Source organism: Gordonia sp. NPDC003504, assembly GCF_053587995.1.
This window is the reverse complement of the sequence record NZ_JBSFPC010000002.1, coordinates 275204-296649: the sequence shown is the minus strand read 5'-3', so window position 1 is coordinate 296649 and position 21446 is coordinate 275204. Positions and strand designations below refer to the sequence as shown.

The window sequence follows — 21446 nt, the reverse complement described above, 5'->3', positions numbered from 1 at the left end:
CGCTCCCGTCTGATACAACTAGAACAGGTTCTACTTTTCGAACAGGAGGCACCGGGTGGACTTTGCCCTCGACGCGGAAGCGGTCGCGGTCGGTGACGTCGCCGACGACGTACTTTCCCGGCACGAGACCCGCTGGGAGACGAAGTTCGGGCGTGGACTGCGCGCTGGTGACCAGAACGGCGTCGGCGGGCTCGACGACGGGCTGTGGGCCGAGATGGCCGATGCCGGACTCAACGTGCTCGCACTCCCCGAATCACTGGGTGGCGACGATCTCGGGGTCACCGCCGTGGCCCCGCTGCTCCGCCGGCTCGGCGCGGCGGCGGCCGTCGTGCCCGTCCTCGGCTCGGTGACCTCGGCGCTCGTGTTGGGTGCCGTCGACCCCGAAACCGCCGACGGCCCGCGACGGCGGTGGGCCGGAACGCTGGCCGAGGGTGCCTGGCATGCGGTCGCGCTGGGGGAACCGGGTGACGCGCTCACCTCCACCCCGCAGACCACCGTCCGTGACGGCCACCTCGTCGGTGTGAAATCCGGTGTGCTGCATGCCGAGGGCTCGACCGCGCTGCTCGTCGGCACCGACATCGGGGTTCTTGCCGTGCGATCGGATGCGCCGGGGATCAGCATGCGGCGCACCCCGTCGTCGAGCGGTTGGGGTGAGTACACGATCCGATTCGACGATGTTCCCGTCGCCGATGCCGACGTACTCACCGCCGACCTCGGCATCCTGCGCGACCTCTACCGAATGTCCTTGTGTACCTACGCCGATGGACTGGTGGCCGGAGCGACCACGCTTACCGCGCGGCACGTCACCGAACGCGAACAGTTCGGCAAGCCGATCGCGCTGTTCCAGGCGGTGGGCCAGCAACTCGCCGACATCTACGTCGTCGGCCGAGCCCTGTCGTTGTCGGCGGCGGCGGCGGTGTGGCGACTATCCGAAGGGCTGGACGCCGAACACGATCTGGGTATCGGAACGTACTGGATGGCCGCCGAGGTGCCCGCGACGCTGCGCACCATGACCCACCTGCACGGCGGCATCGGTGTCGACGTCACCTACCCGCTGCACCGGTACTTCTCGATCGCCAAGGATCTCGCCCGACTCGTCGGTGGCGCCGAGGCCCGCCTCGACGAGCTGGCCGGACTGTCGGAATCGGTAGGAGCGCACTGATGTTCATCGATCTCACTCCCGATCAGCGGGCGTTGAAGGCGCAGGTGCGCGAGTACTTCGCCGACCTCATCAGCCCCGAGGATGCGACGACGATGCTCACCGAACGGCATGGGCCGACCTACCGCAAGATCGTGCGGCAGATGGGGGTTGACGGCTGGCTCGGCGTCGGCTGGCCGAAGGAGTTCGGCGGCAAGGGTTTCGGTGAGATCGAGCAACAGATCTTCACCAACGAGGCCGTCCGCGCCGATGTCCCGCTGCCGGCGGTCACCTTGCAGACCGTCGGTCCGACGCTCCAGGCCCACGGCACGGTCGAGCAGAAGGATCGCTTCCTGCCCAAGATCCTCTCCGGCGAAGTGCATTTCGCCATCGGCTACACCGAGCCCGACGCGGGGACCGACCTCGCCTCGCTGACCACGAGCGCCGTCCGCGAGGGCGATGAGTACATCGTCAACGGGCAGAAGATCTTCACCACCGGCGGACACGACGCGGACTTCATCTGGCTGGCCGTGCGCACCGATCGGCACGCCCCCAAGCACAAGGGCATCTCGATCCTCATCGTCGACACCCGTGACCCGGGATACTCCTGGACGCCGATCATCACCGCCGACGGCGCGCACCACGTGAACGCCACCTACTACAGCGATGTGCGGGTGCCCCTGTCGATGCGGGTGGGTGAGGAGGGCGACGGCTGGAAGCTGATCACCACCCAGCTCAATCACGAACGGGTGATGCTCGGTCCGGCCGGCCGGATCGATGGCCTCGCGGCGCGGGTGCGTGCCTGGGCTGCACGCCCCGGACCGGACGGCACGGTGATCGCCAAACATCCCGACGTGCGCCGGGCGCTCGCGGAGATCGACGCCTACGCGCGCATCAACGAGTTGCTCAACTGGCAGGTGGCCTCCACCGGCGAAGCCATCTCCATGGCCGACGCCGCGGCCACCAAGGTCTTCGCCACCGAACGACTTCAGAAAGTGGGGCGGATGATCGACGAGATCATCGGCCGCTACGGCGATTTCACCGATCCGCAGACTGCCGAGTTGGTGGACTGGCTCGACGTGCAGCAGAAACGCAACGTGGTCATCACCTTCGGGGGCGGCGTCAACGAGGTGATGCGTGACATGATCGGCACCGCCGGACTCGGATTGCCGAGGGCCAAACGATGACCGGATCGCAGACGCTGATCGACGCCATCGAGTCGGCCGCCCGGCAGATCAAGGGCGACGGCCCCAGCGCGCCGGTGGCGGGCCGGGACCCGGTGAATCAGCCGATGATCAACAACTGGGTCGAGGCGATCGGCGACACCAACCCCATCTACACCGACGCCGCCTCCGCGCGGGCCGCCGGCCATCCGGGAGTGGTCGCCCCGCCGGCGATGGCGCAGGTGTGGACGATGCGCGGCCTCCACGGTTCGCGGGCCGCCGACGATCCGCTCGGCCGCGCCACCGAACTCTTCGACGAGGCCGGCTACACCTCCGTCGTCGCCACCAACTGCGACACCACCTATCACCGCTACGTCGAGGTCGGTGAGCAGGTCGCGATCTCCGCCGAACTCGTCGACGTCGTCGGTCCCAAGAACACCGCGCTGGGCGAGGGGTGGTTCTTCACCACCCGCAACACCTGGTCGGTGGGCGACGAGGTGGTCGCCGAGATGGATTTCCGGATCCTGAAGTTCCGGCCGCCCGGCGCGGGAGCCTCCGCGCCGCCCGCCGAGCCGCCGGCCGGCGCCTCGTTCGATGACCTCGATCCATCGACGATGTTGCGGCCCGGTGTTTCCCGGGACACCGCCTTCTTCTGGGAGGGCATCGCCGCCCACGAGTTGCGCATCCAGGCCGTCGAGGACGGTACGTTGCGTCACCCGCCGATACCGGCGACGTGGAAGCCCCGTGGCGCCGACGGCATCGTGCCGGCCACCGACTACGTGGTCGCGAGTGGGAGCGGCACCGTCTTCAGCTACGTCGTGCACCGTGCCCCCAAGGTGCCCGGACGGGGGCTGCCGTTCGTGGTCGCCCTCGTCGAACTCGAGGAGGGTGTGCGGATGCTCGGTGAGCTCCGTGGTGTGGACCCGGAGCAGGTGCACATCGGAATGCCGGTCGAGGCAACCTATCTCGACTTCCCGGCCGACGACGATGCCGGTACACCTGCGTGGACGCTGTATGCCTGGCAGCCGCGTCAGAAGGAGGTGAGCGCATGACCCTCGAGGCGGTACCAACCGTCGAGGTCGGTCAGACGTTGCCCGCGTTGACCATTGAGGCGACACCGACATTCGTGGTGGCGACGGCGTTGGCCACGCGTGACTTCCAGGATGTGCATCACGATCGGGATCTGGCGCAGGCCAAGGGCTCGAAGGACATATTCGTCAACATCCTCACCGACACCGGCCTCGTGGAGAGGTTCGTCACCGACTGGGCCGGACCGTCGGCGCGCGTGCGTTCGATCAGACTGAAACTCGGTGTGCCGTGGTACGCCTACGATTCGGTGACGTTCACCGGCGAGGTGACCGCGCGTGACGGGGATGAGGTCACGGTGTCGGTGGTGGGAACGAATTCGCTGGGCAAGCATGTGATCTCGACGGTGGTCGTCGGACTCGGTCACGCGGTCGGCGGCAACAGGGCGGGGGAGAACTGATGGGAACCCTCTCCGGGGCGGCCGCGATCGTCGGTATCGGGGCCACCGAGTTCTCCAAGGACTCCGGGCGCAGTGAACTGCGACTGGCCGCCGAAGCGGTCTCCGCGGCGATCGCCGACGCCGGCCTCACCCCGGCAGACGTCGACGGTCTCGTGTCGTTCACGATGGACACCAACGCCGAGATCGCGGTGGCGCGTGCGGTGGGAATCCGTGAGATGACGTACTTCTCGCGCATCCACTACGGCGGCGGTGCGGCGTGCGCCACCGTCCAGCAGGCCGCGATGGCGGTGGCCACCGGCGTCGCCGACGTCGTCGTCGCCTACCGGGCATTCAACGAACGGTCGGGACTACGTTTCGGACAGGTGAATTCGGCCGTCGCGAACCAGGAGAACTCGTCGGGTACCGACAACGCCTTCTCCTACCCGCACGGACTGTCGACTCCGGCGGCCTTCGTCGCGATGGTGGCGCAGCGGTATATGCACGACTACGGCGCCACCAGTGAGGATTTCGGCCGGGTGGCCGTTGCCGACCGCAAGCATGCGGCGGTCAATCCGAACGCCTTCTTCTTCGGTAAGCCGATCACCCTGCAAGATCACCAGAAATCGCGCTACATCGCCGAGCCGCTCCATCTGCTCGACTGCTGTCAGGAGTCCGACGGTGGCGTCGCCATCGTCGTGGCCTCGGCCGAGCGTGCGAAGGACCTGCCGCATCCGCCGGCGGTGATCGTGGGTGCGGCCGCCGGGAGTGCCGACGACCAGTTCATCATGACCAGCTATTACCGTGATGACCTCGCCGCGCTGCCCGAGATGGGCCTCGTGGGGCGGCAACTGTGGAAGCAGTCCGGGCTGCGGCCGGACGACATGGACGTCGGGATTCTCTACGATCACTTCACCCCCTACACGCTGATGCAGTTGGAGGAGCTGGGATTCTGTGGTCGGGGAGAGGCGAAGGACTTCGTCGCCGAACCCGGTGCGCTCGAGGTCGGCGGTCGTCTGCCGTTGAACACACACGGCGGGCAACTCGGCGAGGCCTACATCCACGGGATGAACGGCATCGCCGAGGGCGTGCGCCAGATCCGCGGGACCTCGGTCAACCAGGTGAGCGATGCGCAACGCGTCATCGTCACCGCCGGGACGGGAGTCCCCACCAGCGGCCTGGTGCTTGCCGCGCAATGACATTCGGGTACGGACAATCATCAGCCCAAAGGAGTTCGACAGTGACCACGCAGGACGCGCCCCACAAGTTCAACCTGGCCGACGTGTTCGAGACCGTCGCCGACTCGGTGCCCGACCGCATCGCACTGAGCTACGACGGACGGCAGATCAGCTACGCCGAACTCGACCGACTCGCCACGAGAGTCGCGCATCTGCTGCGGGACAACGGAATCGAGGCGAATGATCAGGTGGCACTGTTCCTCAAGAACAGTGTGGAGCACGTGACGAGCCTGCTGGGACTGCTCAAGATCCGAGCGGTGCCGGTCAACGTCAACTACCGCTACACCAACACCGAGTTGCGCTACATCTTCGACAATTCGGACTCACGGGGGATCATCGTCGAACTCCCCGAACATCAGCGTAGCGTCGCGGCGCTGCTCGGCGACCTGCCCTTGGTGCGCACCGTTTTCGTGATCGGACCGATCGAGACGGAGCTGGCCGAGGCGGCCGCCGCGCTTCCCGACGGCCGCGAGGTTGCGGTGGTGTCCTTCGCCGACGAGGAGAACGCCTCCGAGGAACGCGATTTCGAGCCGCGTACCGGCGACGAACTGTATCTGCTCTACACCGGCGGCACCACCGGCTATCCGAAGGGTGTCATGTGGCGTCACGACGACTTCTTCCGCAAGCCGATCTCCGGCGGCAACCCGTACGGTGAGGCTCGCAAGGATCTCGCCGAACTGGGAACTGCTGTCCAGGAATTCGGGTCGATCGCCTTCAACATCGCCGCGCCGCTCATGCACGGCGCGGCGTCGTACTCGCTGTTCACCTTCCTCACCCTGGGTGGGCGGCTGGTCTTGATGCGCGACTTCGACCCGGCGGCGATCGTGCAGGGCATCGAGGACGAGGGAATCCAGATCATCCTCATCGTCGGTGACGCGATGGGTATGCCGCTCGCGGAGGAGATGGAACGCCGCAAGGACGAGGTCGACTACTCGACCCTGTTCTCGGTGACCTCCGGCGGCGCCATCTGGTCACATCACAATCGGGAGCGGTTCGCCGCCATCAAGCCGGATCTCATCCTGCGCGACAACTTCGGTGCCTCCGAATCGGGCAATGACGGCGAGATCCTGATGGACGACAACGGGAATCTCCGGGTGCCGCCGACCGACAAGATGATGGTGGTCGACGAGCGGCATCGTCAGATCGAGCCGGGCTCCGGCGATGTCGGCTACATCGCGCGTATCGGCAATGTGCCACTCGGGTACTACAAGGACGAGGAGAAGAGCGCCCGAACCTTCCCGACCCTGCCCGACGGTCGGCGGATCTCGATCCTCGGTGACATGGGCACCGTCGAGGCCGATGGTTCCATCGTCTTCCTGGGCCGCGGTTCCCAATGCATCAACACCGGCGGCGAGAAGGTGTACGCGGAGGAGGTCGAGGCGGTACTCCACGCGCATCCGGCCATCGGCGACGCACTGGTGGTCCCGGTGCCCGACGAACGCTACGGGCAGCGCGTGGCCGCGGTGGCCCGCGTCGCCGACGGCGCCACCGAACCGAGCCTCGAAGAGATACAGGCACATTGCCGCGAATCGCTTGCCGGCTACAAGGTTCCGCGCACCGTCGTCTTCGTCGACGAGGTCAAGCGCACGCCCGCAGGCAAGGCCGACTACCGGTGGGCGAAGAACGCCGCGGCCACCGCGGGTGCGGAGCCGGCCCCGGCCTGACCCGGGAACGTTCGCAGCGCTCTTTCGTTGCTGGTCGAGCCGTCGCGAGCCCCCCAGGGCGAGCGGCGAGTCGAGACCTCCGCAGGATGCGCTGGAAAGTGTCCACGCTGACAGCGCTCTGTCACCCGTTGACGGCGCCTTCGCCCACGTTGACGGCGCTCGCCAACCCGTTGGTCGAGCCGTCGCGAGCCCCCAGGGCGAGCGGCGAGTCGAGACCTCCGCAGCGTGCGCTGGAAAGTACCCACGTTGACAACTACTGCGCCGACGAACCTGAGCGCTGTCAACGGGATGGCAAGCGCTGTCAGTGAACTGGAGAGCGCTGTCAACGGAATCGAGAGCGCTGTCAACGCAGAGCACGCCTGGAGGATCAAGCCCGGATCAAGCCCCGATCAGCCGACCTGAAGCCCCACCCATAGGGCGACGACGGCGGCGATCAGGGTGGGTGGGACGGTGAGCGCCCCCAGCAGGAGGTAGCGCCGCGTCGGCGGAGGAGTGGTGTTGCGCCGCATCACATCTCGCCACAGCAGATTGGCCAGGGAGCCGAAGTAGGCGAGATTCGGGCCGATGTTGACCCCGAGCAGCATGGCGAGCGCCAGTCCCGGCTCGTGCGCGACGAGCGGGATGAGCAGGAGTGTGGCGGGCAGATTGTTGAGCAGATTGGCCACCACCGCCGCCAGCGCCGCGACGGCCAGCAGAGCGAGGAGCCCCTCGCCGGACGGGATGAGTGTGGTGACCCAATCGCCCACGGGGCCAAGCCGTATCGGCAGGATGATGATGCCCAACGCGGCGACGAACGCCAGGAACGGCACGTTCAGTGCGCGCCCGGCGCGGATGACCGTCGGCAGCGGAGCACGTCGCAGGGGAGCGATGAGCATCACCACCGCTCCGATCGCGGCGACGACCGACAGCGGCACACCCAGCGGTTCAGCCACCACGAATCCGACGAGAAGCAGGCCGAGCAACACCAGGGTCAGCACAGGTGCCGGGCGGCTCACCGCGGGGGCGGTCGGAGCGGGGCCATCCGAAGTCGCCTCGTCGCGCACCGACCGCAACTCACTCGCAAAAAACCAACGGAATAGCACGTATTCGACGACGATGGCCACGACCCACGGACCGACCATCAATCCGGCGAAGGTGAGGAATCCGAGGCCCGTTGCCGAAAAGGCCAGCAGGTTGGTCAGATTCGACACCGGAAGCAGCGTCGACGCGCTGTTGGCCAGGTGTGCCGTGGCCGCGCCCGCCGGTGCGACCTTCGCCCCGATGCGACGCGCGGTGGCGACGGCGACCGGTGTCAGCAGCACGATGGTGGTATCGATGGACAGCACCGCGGTGGTCACTGCCGCGGCGACGAACACCAGTCCGAGCAGACGTTGCGGTGACCCTCGACTGACCCGCGCGAGAACCGAACCGATCCAGGCGAATACGCCTTCCTGGGCGCACACCTCGGCGACGACGAGCATGGCCGCGAGGAAGCCGATGGTGGGTCCGATGAACGAGAGTTCGTCCCCGGCTTGCGACCACGAGACCACACCCAGCACGACCAGCACGACGGCGGCGGGGACCGCCACCACGGCCGGACTCATCCGGCGCGCCGATACGGCAACGCCGACCACACCGAACAGGCAGCAGGCAGCCAGGATGGTGCCCAGGACACTCTGGGAATCGAGCACGACGAGAGCCTAGTTGAATCAGACGGAATCGGACTCGGACGCCACGGGGTCATTCGAGTCGCGGCCGTCGGCAGCAGGCTCGTTCGCGGTCGGCCCGCTCGCTGCGTTGTCGTTCGAAACAGGGTCGTCGTCGGACTCACCGGACCAGCCGAATTCGTTGACCCCGGACTCGGGTTGACCGTCGTGATGGAGTGCGACCACACGACGCGGGGCGAGGAATCCCAGCGCCACGCCACCGACCACCAGCACGATCCCCAACACCAGACACGCCATGTTCATCGGTTCGATGAACGCGTCTTTCGCGCCCTGCAGGATCCGGGCACCGAGTTCTCCGGGCAGTCTGGAGGCGACCTCGGTGGCCTCGGCGAGTGACCGGGAGATCCGTTCGCCGGCTTCGGCGGCGGCCTGTGGCTGTCCGGCGGCGGTGAGCTGATCACGCGCCAGTGCTGCGGTCGACCCGATGCGATCCGAATAGCCCGCCGCCAGCAGGCTTCCCGAGATGGCGATGCCGATGGCGGCGCCGATCTCGCGAGCGGTGTCGTTCACCGCCGAACCCACGCCCTGATTGTCCAGCGGGGTGTTGGACATGATGGCCGTCGTCGACGGTGCGGTCGCCAGGCCGATACCCACGGAGGTGCAGAACAGCATCGCCGCCAGCACCCAGTACGTGTCGTAGTCGATGGTGCCGATGAGGATGAAGCCGAGCCCGGAGATCAGAATTCCGCCGGCCAAGACGAAGCGCAGCGAATGATAGCGCACCGCAAGCCAATTGCCGATGAGTGCGAAGATGCTCACTCCGGCCACCATGGGCATCAGGGCGAAGGCCGACTGGAGCGGGGTGTAGCCGAACACCAGCTGCAGTCGTTGCAGCAGAAGGTAGAACGCGCCGAAGGAGGCGAAGAATTGCAATGCCACCGACAATGCGCCGGAACCGAAGGCGCGGTTGGTGAACAGCCGGACGTCGAGGAGCTGGCGTGACCCGCGCAGCTCGATGAGGCAGAACACTGCGACGAGGACGATGCCGCCGATCAACGTGATCAGGACGAGCGCGTCATCCCAGCCACGATGGGGTGCCTCGAGCAATCCGAACACGATGCCGGTGACCGCCAGGATCGAGACCAGCGTGCCCAGATAGTCGAACGGTTTCGGCTCGGAGTCCTTGGAGGTGCCGATCGTCAGGCACACCAGCGCGGTGAGCACCGCCGACGCCGCGAACGTGATGAAGATCGAATGCCACGAGAAGAACTTCAGCAGGACCCCGGACACCAGGAATCCGGCGATGGCGCCGGCGCCGGCGACGGCGGCCCAGATGCTGATGCCGATGCTGCGTTTGTCCTCCGGCACGCCCGAGGTGATCAACGACAACGTCGTCGGCATGATGAACGCGGCGCCGGCACCGGCCACACATCGGGTGATGATCAGTTGGGTCGGATCGGTGGTCCAGATGGCCGCGAGGGAACCGATCGCGAACACGATCAGACCCGCGATCAGCAATTCGCGCCGGCCCAGGCGGTCGCCGATGGCGCCGGCGGGCAGCAGGAGCGCGGCCAGAGCCAGGGTGTATCCGTCGGCGATCCACGTCATCTGTCCGGTGTCGGCGTTGATGTCGATGGCGATGTCGGCGAGGGCCGTGTTGAGGGCGGCCATGGCGGCCACGACCATGCTGACGGCCGCGCATGAGATCAGGATGAGCCATGCCGATCGCAGATCGATGGAGGTGAATCGGCGCATCGTCACGCCCTTCCTGTGGATTTTCCGGGGCTCAGCTGTGTGACGCACGCGACACGCTGGCCCGAAGACGCGACATCAAATGCAACGTGTGACACATTAATCACTGAAGTCGCACACACGGGGATCGTGACCACACCTCGGTACCGGCCCCGGCCAACTGAAAGTGGGACATCATGGCCGCACCGGTCAACACTTCCCGATCCGCCGATACCCCGCGCCTGCACGTGTGGCGCGTTCTCGCGATGCTCGCGGCGCTGGTCGCGGTCGTCTGCATGCTCGTCCTCATCGTGACGACCGCAGCCTGACCGCGCGGGCGCTGATCGCGACAGTCCTGTCCGCGACAGCGCTGACTGCGACGGCGCGGCATGGCCGCGCCGCCGACCCGCGTTGCGAGTCGACGCGGCGCGACCGTCGATCATGCGACGTTGCGTTCCACCGCGGCACCCACCGCGGGTAGGGCGTCGCTGACGTATCCCTTCGCCTTGCCCCGCAGCGACTTGTACGCCTTGACCAGCGGCGCCTTGGCCGACTCGACCTGATCATCGGTGACGGCGAGCAGTGCTTCAGTCGCGGCGTCGGCGTTGGCGGCGAGGTGATCGCCGAATGCCGTTCCGGCGGGCTTCGAATCCCAGAACGGCGTCAGCGCGTTGACGAAGTCCGGCAGCATCAGATCGGTGGCCTTGCGCACGATCCCGGGCTTGACCTTCTGTGCGGCGGCGTACGCGGCCTTGACGGCAGCCCCACCGATGCCCTTCTGAGCCGAAACCTGCGAGTCGATCACCCCCACCAGGTCGTCGACGGCGGCCGATCGGTTGGTGTCGAGCAAGGACTGCAGCGAATCGCTCATCAATTCTCCTCAAGGATGGGACGGGTCTTCCTTGAGCAGAATAGACGCCCGGCGTCGTCCGTATGGTCAGTGCGATATCGAAGGTGGACAGGCCCCGTCATCGGACCGCCGATCGCCCCACATCAGGCCGGTGAAGCGGGTTTCGCCGACGTGATGGCCACGTTGCCCAATGCCACGTTTCCCAATGCCACGTTGCCCAATGCTGGAGCGCCGTCGCGGTCGGCGACCGATGCGGAGATCAGCAAGCGGCCGGAGTCCTCCCAGACCGCGATGTCGAGCGTCTCGCCGGGGAAGACGACCCCGGCGAAGGTGGCCGAATAGTCGCTCACCGCGGTGACGTCGCCGTCGAGGAGGGCGTCGACGACGGTCCGGCACACCGTCCCGTAGGTACACAATCCGTGCAGGATCGGCCGCGGGAAGCCCGCCCGGGCGGCGAACGCCGGATCCGAGTGCAACGGATTGCGGTCGCCGCACAACCGGTACAGCAGTGCCTGATTGGGCAACGTCGGCGCGGTCAGCCGGTGATCGGGTTCGCGGTCGGGGTAGGTGAGTTTCGTCGACGTCCCGCGATCGCCACCGAAGCCGCCCTCGCCCTTGGCGAAGATCGACGACCGCTCGGTCCACAGGTCGTTGCCGTCGGAGTCGGTGGTGACCTTCTCGGTGATGATCACCGCCGCCGATCCCTTGTCCTGGATCTCGGCGATCCGCGCCCGGGTGGTGGCCTTGCCGTCGGCGGGGATCGGGCGGTGCGCGATCACCTGCTGACTTCCGTGCACCACCTTCGCCAGATCGATGTCGATGCCCGGGAACCTGACCTTCGGTGCCTCGATGGCGTGAAACGACGCCGCGACGGTGGCGAACGTCGGCAGCACCTTGGGGGCGACGTCGTCGACGTAGGCCAGCCCGGCGGTGTCCATCGGGTCGGCGGCGGCACCGACGGCCAGGTGATAGAGGGCGATGTCGGAGGCCGACCACGAGAAGCTGGTCTCGGGCAGTTCGGCGCCCAGGGCGACGGACAGATCGATGGGCATCGTATCTCCTTACTTTCCAGCGCAATCGAGTGCGGCGAGGTATCCGAAGACCATGGCCGGTCCGATGGTGGCGCCGGGACCGGCGTAGGTGTGGCCCATCACCGGTGCGCTGGTGTTGCCCGCGGCGTACAGGCCGTCGATCACCGAGCCGTCGGCGCGTAGCGCCCGGCCGTTCGCGTCGGTGTCGATGCCGCCCTTGGTGCCGAGGTCGCCGGGGACCATCTTGACCGCGTAGAACGGCCCCTTCTCGACCGCTCCGAGGCTGGGGTTGGGTTTGTTGGTGATGTCTCCGTAGTAGTGGTCGTATCCGCTTGTGCCGCGGCCGAAGTCCTCGTCGACGCCGCGGCGGGCGAATCCGTTGAAGCGGTCGGTGGTGGCGCGCAACGAGTCGGCGGGCACACCCATCTGCTCGGCGAGTGCCTCGATGGAGTCGGCCTTGACGACCACCCCGGAGGTGAACCACTTCTTGGGCAGCGGTTGTCGTGCGTTGACTCCGGCGAACAGGTAGCGGTTGCGGCATTTCTGGTCGAAGACCAGCCACGCCGGGACGTTCTCGCCTGCGCCGTCGCCCTGACCGAACTCGCCGCCGTACATGTGGTGGACGGCCTCGACGTAGGGCAGTGACTCGTTCATGAAGCGTTGTCCGCGTTCGTTGACCATGAAGGTGCCGGGTACCGCGCGCTCGGAGAGCGCGAACCACGGCCCGCGGGGCAGGGGAATGGTTGGGCCCCACCAAGAGTCGTCCATCAGCGACACCGCCGCGCCGATCTTGAGACCGGCGTTGATGCCGTCGCCGGTGTTGGTCGGCGCACCGGTGGTCCACTCGGACCCGATCGGATCGCGCTGGTACTTCCTGCGCATCTCGGCGTTGTGCTCGAAACCGCCGCACGCCAGGATCACGCCCCGCTCGGCGCGCAGTTCGACCCGGGAGCCCTCGTGCTCGGCGATCACCCCGACCACCCGGTCGTTCTCCGTCACCAGATCGACCAGGCCGGTCGAGAGACGCAGTGGCACACCGGCCTTGCGGACGCCGAGAAGCAACTCGGCGGCCAGCGCGGCGCCCATCGCGATGAGCTTCTTGCCGCGCGAGCGGGCCCAGAAGAACCGGCTGCCGACCTTGGCCATCCGCACCGGGCCCCGCCAATGCCGCAGGCCGGTGTTGAGCCAGCGGTAATCAGACTGCAGCACAACCATGTTCAGTGGAGCCTTGGTGTACTGCGGATGCAGCGTCTTCAGATCGTCACCGAGCGCACGGGCGTCGAAGGGCCGGGGTTCGACGCTGCGTCCGCCGATCCGTCCGCCCGGCGCCTCCGGGTAGTAGTCGGAGTAGTTCTTGACCCACTCGAGGTCCAACGGCGCGTGCGCCATCAGGAAGTCCAGCGCCTCGGGGCCGCGATCGATGTAGGCGTCGATCTTCTCCGCAGGGGCGTGCTCACCGATGATGGCGTGCACGTACTCGCGTGCCTTGGCCGTGGTGTCGTCCACGCCGTCGCGCTTGAGCACGGAGTTGTTCGGAATCCAGACACCTCCGCCCGACCGGGACGTCGACCCGCCCCAGTAGGCCGACTTCTCGATGATGACGGTCCGCAGGCCCTGCGCGGCGGCGGTGATGGCCGCGGACAATCCGGCCGCGCCGGCGCCGACGACGATGACGTCGTAGGTCTCTGGGTCTGTCTTGGCCGTGTCGGTCATGGATGTCCCTTCGTGCGCCGCGGTGCAACGTGTTCTATCCACAAATTAGAACACGTTGCAGATTTCCTGCGCCAGTGGGTCGAGCCGTTCCGCATCGGTGGAACATGTTCTAAACTAGAACACGTTCACTCGACCCAGGAGTTCGCCACATGGCCGTTGACCAGCACGTCCGCGAGCAGATCGCGGCTGATCTCTGGAACGCCGAAAAGACCGCGACCGCCATCGACCGGCCCACCGACACCCACCCCGACCTCGACGTCGTCGACGCCTACGAGATCCAGCTGATCAACATCCGCAAGCGCCTCGACGCGGGTGCGACGGTCGCCGGCCACAAGGTGGGGCTGGCGTCGGAGGCGATGCAGAAGATGATGAACGTCGACGAACCCGACTACGGGCACCTGCTCGATGAGATGCAGTACTTCGAATCCACCCCGATCGACGCGTCGACGCTGTGCTTCCCGCGTGTGGAGGTCGAGGTCGGATTCCTCCTCGGCAAGGACCTGCCGGGCGCCGGCTGCACCAACGACGACGTCATCGATGCGGTCGAATGGGTGGTGCCGTCGATCGAACTGATCGACTCGCGGATCAAGGACTGGAAGATCACCTTGTGTGACACCATCGCCGACAACGCGTCGTCGTGCGGGTGGATTCTGGGGGAGCAGCGTGTGCCGATCAGCGAGATCGACACCGGCGACATCGACGCCGTGCTGCATCGCAACGGCGAGATCGTCGCGAAGGGCAATTCGTCTGCGGTACTGGGTCATCCGCTGAATGCGGTGAGCTGGCTCGCCCGCAAGGTGGAGAGTTTCGGGGTGCGACTACGCAAGGGCGACCTGATCCTGCCGGGCACCGCGACGCGCGCCTTCGACGTCGGACCGGGCGACCACGTCGTCGCCGAATTCGCCGGGCTCGGCTCGGTGACATTGGATTTCACGTGAGACAAGAGGAGATCACCCCGTGGCGAAGCTGACCGCAGCGATCGTCGGGTCGGGCAACATCGGCACCGACCTGATGTACAAACTGGAGCGATCCGAGGTGATCGAACCGCGATGGATGGTCGGCATCGACGCCGACTCCGAAGGGATGAAACGTGCCGCCGACCGCGGCCTCATCACCATGAGCGGCGGCGCCGACGAACTCCTCGGCTCGTCGGACAAACCCGACCTGATCTTCGAGGCCACCTCGGCGTATGTGCACCGTGAGTACGCGCCGAAGTACGAGGCGGCCGGCATCACCGCCGTCGACCTCACCCCGGCCGCCGTCGGTCCCGCGGTGGTGCCGCCGGCGAATCTGCGCGAACACCTCGACGCCCCCAACACCAACATGATCACCTGCGGTGGGCAGGCCACCATACCGATGGTGCACGCGGTGAGTTCGGTTGTGCCCGTGCCCTATGCGGAGATCGTTGCATCCGTCGCGTCGGTGTCGGCCGGACCGGGTACGCGCGCCAACATCGACGAGTTCACCCGCACCACGTCGAAGGGTATCGAGACCATCGGCGGCGCCGAGGCCGGCAAGGCCATCATCATCCTCAACCCGGCCGATCCGCCGATGATCATGCGCGACACCATCTTCTGCGCCATCCCCGCCGACGCCGACACGGATGCCATCGCCGAGTCGATCCACAAGCGGGAGAAGGAGATCCAGCAGTACGTGCCGGGCTACCGGCTGCTGCAGGACCCGCAGTTCGACCCGCCCAGCATCATCAACGGTGGTCACGCCCGCGTCTCGATCTTCGTCGAGGTCGAGGGTGCCGGAGACTTCCTGCCGCCGTACGCCGGCAACCTCGACATCATGACCGCCGCCGCCACCAAGGTCGGCGAGGAGATCGCGAAGACCAAGTTGGGAGTCTCGGCATGACCACCACGCATCCGGAGCTGATGGCGAACGCCCGCAAGTACTCCGACACCCTCGACATCCGCATCACCGACTCGTCGTTGCGCGACGGCAGCCATCACAAGCGGCATCAGTTCACCGAGGAGGAGGTCCGCGCGATCGTCGGCGCCCTCGACGACGCGGGTGTGCCGGTCATCGAGGTGACCCACGGCGACGGGCTCGGTGGCTCGTCGTTCAACTACGGGTTCTCCAAAACCCCGGAGCAGCAACTGATTGCGGCCGCAGCGGACACCGCCAAACGCGCCAAGATCGCCTTCCTGATGCTGCCCGGGCTCGGCACCAAGGACGACATCCGCGCCGCGCAGGACAACGGCGGTCAGATCTGCCGCATCGCCACCCACTGCACCGAGGCCGACGTCTCCATCCAGCACTTCGGCCTGGCCCGCGACCTCGGCCTGGAAACCGTCGGCTTCCTGATGATGAGTCACAGTCAGCCGCCGGAGGTCATCGCCAAGCAGGCCCGCATCATGGCCGATGCCGGATGCCAATGCGTCTACGTCGTCGACTCGGCCGGAGCGCTGGTCCTCGAAGACGTCACCGACCGCGTCGCGGCGGTGCGTGCCGAACTCGGCGACGACGCCCAGATCGGCTTCCACGGACACGAGAATCTCGATATCGCCGTGGCCAATTCGATCAACGCGGTCCGCGCGGGTGCCCAGCAGATCGACGGTTCCATCCGCCGCTTCGGCGCCGGTGCGGGCAACACCCCCACCGAGGCCTTCGTCGGCGTCTGCGACAAACTCGGCATCACCACCGGCATCGACTTCATGAAGATCGCCGACGCCGCCCAGGACGTCGTCCGCCCGGTGATGCCGTCGGAATGCCTCGTCGACCGCCCGTCGATGATGATGGGTTACGCCGGTTGTTACTCCAGCTTCCTCAAGCACGCCGAGAACCACGCCGAACGCTACGGCGTCTCCGCCGCCGACATCCTCATCGAGGCCGGAAACCGCAAACTCGTTGGTGGGCAAGAGGATCAGCTCATCGACATCGCGCTGGAACTCAAGAAGAAGGCCGACGCGAACGCGGGGGTGTAGGTTCGCGCGGGTCCTCGCTGTTCACGCGGCTCCTGCTCACTCGCGCGGTCATTGCAAAGACCGCGCCGATGAACTGGACCCGCGCGAGCCGAGACGACCCGCGCGAATACGCCCTACATCCCGGCCGGCGGATGCCCCAGGCAGATCAACGCACCCAGCGGATCCTTGATCACGGCCAGGGTGCCGTACGGGGTGTCCTCACCCGGCATCACCACCTCCCCGCCGAGCTTCTCGGTCAGCGCCACCGTCGCGGCGACGTCGTCGACGCAGATGTAGATCTGCCAGAACGACGGTGCGTCTCCGAACATCCCGTTCGCGTCCATGATCCCGCCGTAGGCGCTCTCGCCGAAGAACAACTGCGAGTAGCGAAGTGGGCCACTCGGCGGATTCTCCATGCCGGTGTTGTCGATGACGGTGTCGGCGCGCGCGCCGACCACCTCGCTGTAGAAGGCGATCGACTTGGGGTAATCGTTCGACGCCAGTTCGAACCAGTACGGCGCTCCGTGCACACCCCACTCGGTGAAACCGGGGTGCTGGTTGGGCTTCCAGAAGCCGACGACGGCGCCGGCGGAGTCGACGGCCACCATCATGGTGCCCTCGTCGCCGACCGCCATCGGCGGGAACATGATCGAACCGCCGGCGGCCTCGACATTCTTCGCGGTCGCGTCGGGATCCTCGGTGTGCAGGTAGAACGACCACACGTTGGCCGGTCCGCCGGCCTCCTCCATATACGGGCTCAAACCGGCGACCCGGGCGCCGCCCCGGCGGAAATTGCGGTATCCGCCGAACTCCTCGCGGGCCTCCTCGGCCTCCCAGCCGAAGATCTGCCCGTAGAACTCGGCGGCCTTGTCGGGGTCGCTGCTCATCAGGTCGAACCAGATCGGGGCGCCCACCGGGGCGGAATACTCGGCCATGACGTGTCTCCTTCGGTGCTGACGATGGTGTCGGCAGTACAGACCGTCAGTCTTCCCGAAACTCATCGGCCGTGGAGAGGACCGACCGATCTCGTGACGTGCGTGAGGAAGTCGCGGGCCGCGCCGGCCCTCGGTTCCCGGCCGCCGATCCACACCGCCCGCAGGATGCGGGTCAGATCCAGACCGTCGACGTCGACGACGACGAGTCGCCGCCCCGCGCCGTCGCCGGTGATGTCGTCGCGCACCGACAGGTCGCTGAGCACCGCGGGCCCGGCGCCGGCGATCACCGCCGAACGCACCGCCGCCGTCGTCGACAACTCGAGCACCGGTGCCGCGATCGCGACGTCGTCACCCAACGCCGTGCGCTGGCGTGTCTCCAGCACCCTCCTTGTGCCGGAACCGGATTCACGGGTGACCAGTGGGGTGGCGGCGAGTTCGGCGGCGGTCACCGATTCCCGTCGCGCCCACCGATGATCCGGCGGGACGACCAGCACCAGCCGGTCGACGGCCACATCCCGGCTGTGTACACCGGTGGCCACGGTCGGACCTTCGACGAAGCCGAGTTCGACGTCGCCGCCGCGCACCAGTTCGCACGCGTGCTCGGAGTTGGTGGCGGTGAACGAGACCTTGGGTGTGGTGTCGGCGGACGCGGCGAACGTCACCAGCCATCGGGGCAGGAGGTGTTCGGCGATCGTCAGGCTTGCCGCGATCCGCAACTGGTCGCGACGCTCCCGGCGCAGCGCGGCGAGGCCGGCGTCGAACTCGCCCGCCAGGGTCAGCAGTCGATCGGCCCACTCGGCGACCAGGGTGCCCGCCTCGGTGGGGACGGTGCCGGTCGGTGAACGGTCGAGCAACGAGACCCCCAGCGTCGCCTCGAGGGCACGCATCCGCGCCGACGTCGCCTGCTGTGAGATCCCCAGTTCGGTCGCCGCGGCATTGAGGCTGCCGGTGGTGACGACCGCGAGCAGCGTTTCCAGGGACACCAGATCGGGCATGCGGGAGCTCAACACCCCGTCAGGGTACAACCGGTCGTTGTATCCCCTGCAGGAGATTGCTCTCTACTGGGCGACGATCGCGACCGCGACAGTGAATGACATGACCACCACCGTGACCAGAACCGCGATCGTTGCACCCGCCCGCTTCGCGCATGTTCCGCCCAATTGGTTCGCGGCGGTCATGGGCACCGGGATCATCTCGGTGGCCGCCCATGCGCTGGTCGATCGGGCGGCGGTGTTCGGGGCGGTATCGATCGTGTTCTGGCTCCTGGCCTGCGTGATCTTCACCTCCGTGGTCGCGGCCACCGCGGTCCACTGGCTGGCCCACCCGGCGGCCGCGCGGGGCCATCACACCCACCCGGTGATCGTCCACTTCTATGGGGCGGTGCCGATGGCGACGCTGACCGTGGGGACCTCGACGCTCGTCGCCGGTACGTCGCTGATCGGCCACGACGCCGCGCTCGCCGTCGATCTCGTGTGTTTCACCGTCGGCACCGTCGGGGGAGTCGTCACCGCGATCGTCATCCCGCTGCGTCATCTGCGACGCGACGGGCGCGGCGACGCCTTCGGCGGATGGCTGATGTCGGTGGTGCCGCCGATGGTGTCGGCGTCGGCGGCCGCGGTGCTCGCCGGGGCCGTCACCGGCACACGTGCGCGCGAGACCCTTCTCGTCGTCGGGGTGGCCGCATTCACGCTGTCGCTCGCCCTGAGTGCGCCGATCATCGCCGCGATCGGCCGTCGCCTGTTCACGAACGGCGTCGGCCCCGCCGCGCTGGTGCCGACGTGGTGGATCGTGCTCGGTCCCCTCGGGCAGTCCGTCACCGCGGCGTGCCTGCTCTCACACAACTCCGCCGGCGTACTCGACGCCCCGACCGCGCGGGTGGTGCACGACCTCGCCCTCGGTTACGCCATCCCGGTGTGGATTCTGGCCGTGGTCTGGATCGTCCTGTCCGCCGCCATCACCGCCCACACCGCTCGACGCGGCCTTCCGTTCGCGCTGACCTGGTGGTCGTTCATCTTCCCGGTGGGCACCTTCGTCACCGGTTCAGCGGCACTGGCGCTGGTCGACGGCTGGGTGGGGTTCACGGTCGCGGCCCTGATCTCGTTCGGGGCGCTGGTGGTGGCGTGGCTGGTGGTGGCGGCGCGAACCGTGGCCGGCGTCGTCGACGGGTCGCTGCTGGCGGCACCGGCTCGTGGCACGCTGGAGCGGTGAACAGCGTCGTCGACAGAGTCCGCCCGTTTCTGTGGCCCGCGTTGGTGATCGCCGGAGTGGTGATCGTCGGCTGCAGCCAGGCCACCTGGGGATACTCCGACGAGGGCATCGGGTTGCGGATCACCGGGCTCGGTGGGGTCGACGCCACTGCCGCCGATTCCGCCGACGCCCAGGCCTTCTTCGCCGATCAGACCCACCGGCCGGGACTGATCACCCTCATCCTGGGTGTGGTCATCTTCCTCGCCGCGACCCTCTGTTGGTGGAAGCCGTTCCGTGCCAATCGAATCGCCGTGGCGGTCGCTGCCGGGATCATCGTCGCCGCTGGGGTGGCGACGGCGGTCTGGGCGGGTGTCGTGGTCGCCGATCCGGCCCGAAAGCTGTTCGACGCCAACGTCATCGACGCGGTCGACCTACCCGGCCCGATCCTGAGCCCGGGGTGGGGTCTGATCACGACCCTCGTCGTCGGGGTGATCACCGCGATCGGTGCGGTCATCGCGGCGCTGCTGCGGTGGCGTCAGGGCGTCTCACCTGCGCAGTAGTGCGCGACGCCGAACTCGTGCCACTGTGGAAGGACGAGACGTCCACATCGAGAGGAGACCCACCGCATGCGTGGAGTCATGATCTATGCCCCCGGCGACATCCGCGTCGAGGAGCGTGACGACCCGACCATCGTCGAACCCACCGACGCCGTCATCAAACTCGCCGCTTCCTGTTGTGCGGTTCGGATCTGTGGCCGTATCGGGGGATCGAGGACGTCACCAAGCGCGCCCCGATGGGCCACGAGTACGTCGGCACCGTCACCGAGATCGGCGACGCGGTCACCACGATCAACGTCGGCGACTTCGTCGTCGGATCGTTCTTCGCCTCCGACAACACCTGCGAGATCTGCGTCGACGGCTACCAATCCCGGTGTGTGCACGCCAAACCCATGGGCGCCATCGGCACCCAGGCCGAGTACGCCCGCGTGCCACTGGCCGACGGCACGCTCGTCGCCACCCCGGGGCAGCCCGATCCCGACCTCATCCCGTCGTTGTTGGCCGCCTCGGATGTGTTGGGGACGGGGTGGTTCGGTGCCGTCGCCGCCGACGCCGGACCGGGTAAGACGGTGGCCGTCGTCGGCGACGGCGCGGTCGGGCTGTGCGCGGTGATGGCCGCCAAACAGCTTGGTGCGCAGCGCATCATCGCCATGAGTCGGCACGCCGATCGGCAGGCGCTGGCCCGCGAGTTCGGGGCGACCGACATCGTCGAGGAACGCGGCGACGACGGCGTCGCCCGCATCAAGGAACTCACCGACGGTCTGGGCGCGCATTCGGTCATCGAGGCGGTGGGCACTCAGGAATCGATGATGCAGGCGATCCGATCCACCCGGCCCGGCGGTCACGTCGGCTACGTCGGGGTGTCGCACGGCGTCGAACTGCCAGGACTCGAGGTCTTCTTCGCCGAAGTGCACCTGCTCGGTGGCCCGGCACCGGTGCGTCGGTTCCTGCCCGAACTGATCGAGAAGATCTGGGACCGAACCATCAACCCGGGCAAGGTGTTCGACCTCACCGTGCCGTTGGCCGACGCCGCGGAGGCCTACCGGGCGATGGACGAACGTCGCGCCACCAAGGTGTTGCTGTCGGTGTGAGAGGCGGGCCGTTCGATGACGGCGACGCGACGTACGTCGCGGAGTTGTGTCCGACCCGGTGTGGCTTATCGTGGACGTGGTCCCTGCCGAGAGACCGGGGACACCACTGTCTTGGTGCGCCGTGGATA

The 21446-nt window shown here is 67.3% G+C and carries 19 protein-coding genes and 1 pseudogene; 13 read left to right on the top strand and 7 right to left on the bottom strand.

The features are described 5' to 3' along the window. The first annotated feature begins 55 nt into the window (after window positions 1-55). The 6 genes from ACWDPV_RS05560 to ACWDPV_RS05535 are packed head-to-tail and all read left to right on the top strand — an operon-like array spanning window position 56 to window position 6665. The gene (locus ACWDPV_RS05560) at window positions 56-1162 is read left to right on the top strand and encodes an acyl-CoA dehydrogenase family protein (protein WP_449742086.1); all 1107 of its coding nucleotides are present in this window, start codon (window positions 56-58) and stop codon (window positions 1160-1162) included. Continuing rightward, the gene (locus ACWDPV_RS05555) at window positions 1162-2325 is read left to right on the top strand and encodes an acyl-CoA dehydrogenase family protein (protein WP_449742085.1); all 1164 of its coding nucleotides are present in this window, start codon (window positions 1162-1164) and stop codon (window positions 2323-2325) included. Before ACWDPV_RS05560 ends, ACWDPV_RS05555 begins: the two co-directional genes overlap by 1 nt. Then, entirely contained in the window at window positions 2322-3353 is a 1032-nt protein-coding gene (locus ACWDPV_RS05550; protein ID WP_449742084.1) for a bifunctional MaoC family dehydratase N-terminal/OB-fold nucleic acid binding domain-containing protein, read from the top strand. The genes ACWDPV_RS05555 and ACWDPV_RS05550 overlap by 4 nt, the downstream gene beginning before the upstream one ends. After that, complete coding sequence (locus ACWDPV_RS05545; RefSeq protein ID WP_348804698.1) at window positions 3350-3787, top strand: MaoC family dehydratase; 438 nt, start codon at window positions 3350-3352, stop codon at window positions 3785-3787. The genes ACWDPV_RS05550 and ACWDPV_RS05545 overlap by 4 nt, the downstream gene beginning before the upstream one ends. Further along, window positions 3787-4962, top strand: a complete 1176-nt coding sequence (locus ACWDPV_RS05540; RefSeq protein ID WP_348804699.1) for a lipid-transfer protein — start codon at window positions 3787-3789, stop codon at window positions 4960-4962. Before ACWDPV_RS05545 ends, ACWDPV_RS05540 begins: the two co-directional genes overlap by 1 nt. 41 nt (window positions 4963-5003) lie before the next feature. Further along, entirely contained in the window at window positions 5004-6665 is a 1662-nt protein-coding gene (locus tag ACWDPV_RS05535; protein WP_348804700.1) for an AMP-binding protein, read from the top strand. 389 nt (window positions 6666-7054) lie between these two features. On the opposite strand, the gene ACWDPV_RS05530 is transcribed toward ACWDPV_RS05535, so the two are convergent. Together ACWDPV_RS05530 and ACWDPV_RS05525 are read right to left on the bottom strand one after the other, a co-directional pair. Then, window positions 7055-8335: an SLC13 family permease gene (locus tag ACWDPV_RS05530; protein ID WP_449742083.1), complete on the bottom strand. Its 1281-nt coding sequence runs from the start codon at window positions 8333-8335 to the stop codon at window positions 7055-7057. 18 nt (window positions 8336-8353) lie between these two features. Continuing rightward, the gene (locus tag ACWDPV_RS05525; RefSeq protein WP_348804883.1) at window positions 8354-10066 is read right to left on the bottom strand and encodes an MFS transporter; all 1713 of its coding nucleotides are present in this window, start codon (window positions 10064-10066) and stop codon (window positions 8354-8356) included. Window positions 10067-10239: 173 nt separating this feature from the next. Between ACWDPV_RS05525 and ACWDPV_RS05520 the strand changes: the two genes are divergently transcribed. Next, window positions 10240-10371, top strand: coding sequence for a hypothetical protein (locus ACWDPV_RS05520; RefSeq protein WP_348804702.1), 132 nt, complete (start codon window positions 10240-10242; stop codon window positions 10369-10371). 110 nt (window positions 10372-10481) lie between these two features. Here ACWDPV_RS05520 and ACWDPV_RS05515 read toward each other — a convergent pair whose 3' ends face one another. From ACWDPV_RS05515 to kstD, 3 genes are all read right to left on the bottom strand, one after another. Then, entirely contained in the window at window positions 10482-10913 is a 432-nt protein-coding gene (locus ACWDPV_RS05515) for a DUF6918 family protein (protein ID WP_348804703.1), read from the bottom strand. Window positions 10914-11035: 122 nt separating this feature from the next. After that, a complete protein-coding gene (locus ACWDPV_RS05510) occupies window positions 11036-11944 on the bottom strand; it encodes a MaoC/PaaZ C-terminal domain-containing protein (RefSeq protein ID WP_348804704.1) in 909 nt (302 codons plus the stop codon). A gap of 9 nt (window positions 11945-11953) precedes the next feature. Next, on the bottom strand, window positions 11954-13636 hold the full coding sequence (gene kstD, locus ACWDPV_RS05505; RefSeq protein WP_348804705.1) for a 3-oxosteroid 1-dehydrogenase: 1683 nt from the start codon (window positions 13634-13636) through the stop codon (window positions 11954-11956). 149 nt (window positions 13637-13785) lie between these two features. Between kstD and ACWDPV_RS05500 the strand changes: the two genes are divergently transcribed. From ACWDPV_RS05500 to dmpG, 3 genes are read left to right on the top strand one after another with little or no spacing between them, the layout of a single operon-like run. Then, window positions 13786-14574: a 2-keto-4-pentenoate hydratase gene (locus ACWDPV_RS05500; protein WP_348808733.1), complete on the top strand. Its 789-nt coding sequence runs from the start codon at window positions 13786-13788 to the stop codon at window positions 14572-14574. A gap of 19 nt (window positions 14575-14593) precedes the next feature. After that, entirely contained in the window at window positions 14594-15496 is a 903-nt protein-coding gene (locus ACWDPV_RS05495; RefSeq protein ID WP_449742082.1) for an acetaldehyde dehydrogenase (acetylating), read from the top strand. Next, window positions 15493-16569: a 4-hydroxy-2-oxovalerate aldolase gene (gene dmpG, locus ACWDPV_RS05490; protein ID WP_348804708.1), complete on the top strand. Its 1077-nt coding sequence runs from the start codon at window positions 15493-15495 to the stop codon at window positions 16567-16569. The genes ACWDPV_RS05495 and dmpG overlap by 4 nt, the downstream gene beginning before the upstream one ends. 113 nt (window positions 16570-16682) lie before the next feature. Here dmpG and ACWDPV_RS05485 read toward each other — a convergent pair whose 3' ends face one another. Together ACWDPV_RS05485 and ACWDPV_RS05480 are read right to left on the bottom strand one after the other, a co-directional pair. Further along, window positions 16683-17483 (bottom strand): VOC family protein, encoded by an 801-nt coding sequence (locus ACWDPV_RS05485; protein ID WP_348804709.1) that lies wholly within the window; start codon window positions 17481-17483, stop codon window positions 16683-16685. Between the two features lie 62 nt (window positions 17484-17545). Next, window positions 17546-18478 (bottom strand): LysR family transcriptional regulator, encoded by a 933-nt coding sequence (locus ACWDPV_RS05480; protein ID WP_348804884.1) that lies wholly within the window; start codon window positions 18476-18478, stop codon window positions 17546-17548. A 100-nt stretch (window positions 18479-18578) separates the two neighbouring features. Here ACWDPV_RS05480 and ACWDPV_RS05475 point away from each other — a divergent pair, with 100 nt between their 5' ends. From ACWDPV_RS05475 to ACWDPV_RS05465, 3 genes and pseudogenes are all read left to right on the top strand, one after another. Next, window positions 18579-19691 (top strand): TDT family transporter, encoded by a 1113-nt coding sequence (locus ACWDPV_RS05475; RefSeq protein ID WP_348804710.1) that lies wholly within the window; start codon window positions 18579-18581, stop codon window positions 19689-19691. Continuing rightward, window positions 19688-20230 (top strand): hypothetical protein, encoded by a 543-nt coding sequence (locus ACWDPV_RS05470; RefSeq protein ID WP_449742081.1) that lies wholly within the window; start codon window positions 19688-19690, stop codon window positions 20228-20230. The genes ACWDPV_RS05475 and ACWDPV_RS05470 overlap by 4 nt, the downstream gene beginning before the upstream one ends. A gap of 66 nt (window positions 20231-20296) precedes the next feature. Continuing rightward, window positions 20297-21318 (top strand): annotated as a pseudogene (locus tag ACWDPV_RS05465) (zinc-dependent alcohol dehydrogenase family protein). Window positions 21319-21446: the final 128 nt, after the last annotated feature.

What these genes read in the sequence shown, in the direction of transcription:
- kstD (WP_348804705.1), bottom strand. Translation starts at nt 13,636, where the DNA reads ATGACCGACACGGCCAAGACAGACCCAGAGACCTACGACGTCATCGTC.
- ACWDPV_RS05475 (WP_348804710.1), top strand. Translation starts at nt 18,579, where the DNA reads ATGACCACCACCGTGACCAGAACCGCGATCGTTGCACCCGCCCGCTTC.
- ACWDPV_RS05525 (WP_348804883.1), bottom strand. Translation starts at nt 10,066, where the DNA reads ATGCGCCGATTCACCTCCATCGATCTGCGATCGGCATGGCTCATCCTG.
- ACWDPV_RS05510 (WP_348804704.1), bottom strand. Translation starts at nt 11,944, where the DNA reads ATGCCCATCGATCTGTCCGTCGCCCTGGGCGCCGAACTGCCCGAGACC.
- ACWDPV_RS05515 (WP_348804703.1), bottom strand. Translation starts at nt 10,913, where the DNA reads ATGAGCGATTCGCTGCAGTCCTTGCTCGACACCAACCGATCGGCCGCC.
- ACWDPV_RS05545 (WP_348804698.1), top strand. Translation starts at nt 3,350, where the DNA reads ATGACCCTCGAGGCGGTACCAACCGTCGAGGTCGGTCAGACGTTGCCC.
- ACWDPV_RS05555 (WP_449742085.1), top strand. Translation starts at nt 1,162, where the DNA reads ATGTTCATCGATCTCACTCCCGATCAGCGGGCGTTGAAGGCGCAGGTG.
- ACWDPV_RS05520 (WP_348804702.1), top strand. Translation starts at nt 10,240, where the DNA reads ATGGCCGCACCGGTCAACACTTCCCGATCCGCCGATACCCCGCGCCTG.
- ACWDPV_RS05550 (WP_449742084.1), top strand. Translation starts at nt 2,322, where the DNA reads ATGACCGGATCGCAGACGCTGATCGACGCCATCGAGTCGGCCGCCCGG.
- ACWDPV_RS05540 (WP_348804699.1), top strand. Translation starts at nt 3,787, where the DNA reads ATGGGAACCCTCTCCGGGGCGGCCGCGATCGTCGGTATCGGGGCCACC.
- ACWDPV_RS05480 (WP_348804884.1), bottom strand. Translation starts at nt 18,478, where the DNA reads ATGCCCGATCTGGTGTCCCTGGAAACGCTGCTCGCGGTCGTCACCACC.
- dmpG (WP_348804708.1), top strand. Translation starts at nt 15,493, where the DNA reads ATGACCACCACGCATCCGGAGCTGATGGCGAACGCCCGCAAGTACTCC.
- ACWDPV_RS05485 (WP_348804709.1), bottom strand. Translation starts at nt 17,483, where the DNA reads ATGGCCGAGTATTCCGCCCCGGTGGGCGCCCCGATCTGGTTCGACCTG.
- ACWDPV_RS05500 (WP_348808733.1), top strand. Translation starts at nt 13,786, where the DNA reads ATGGCCGTTGACCAGCACGTCCGCGAGCAGATCGCGGCTGATCTCTGG.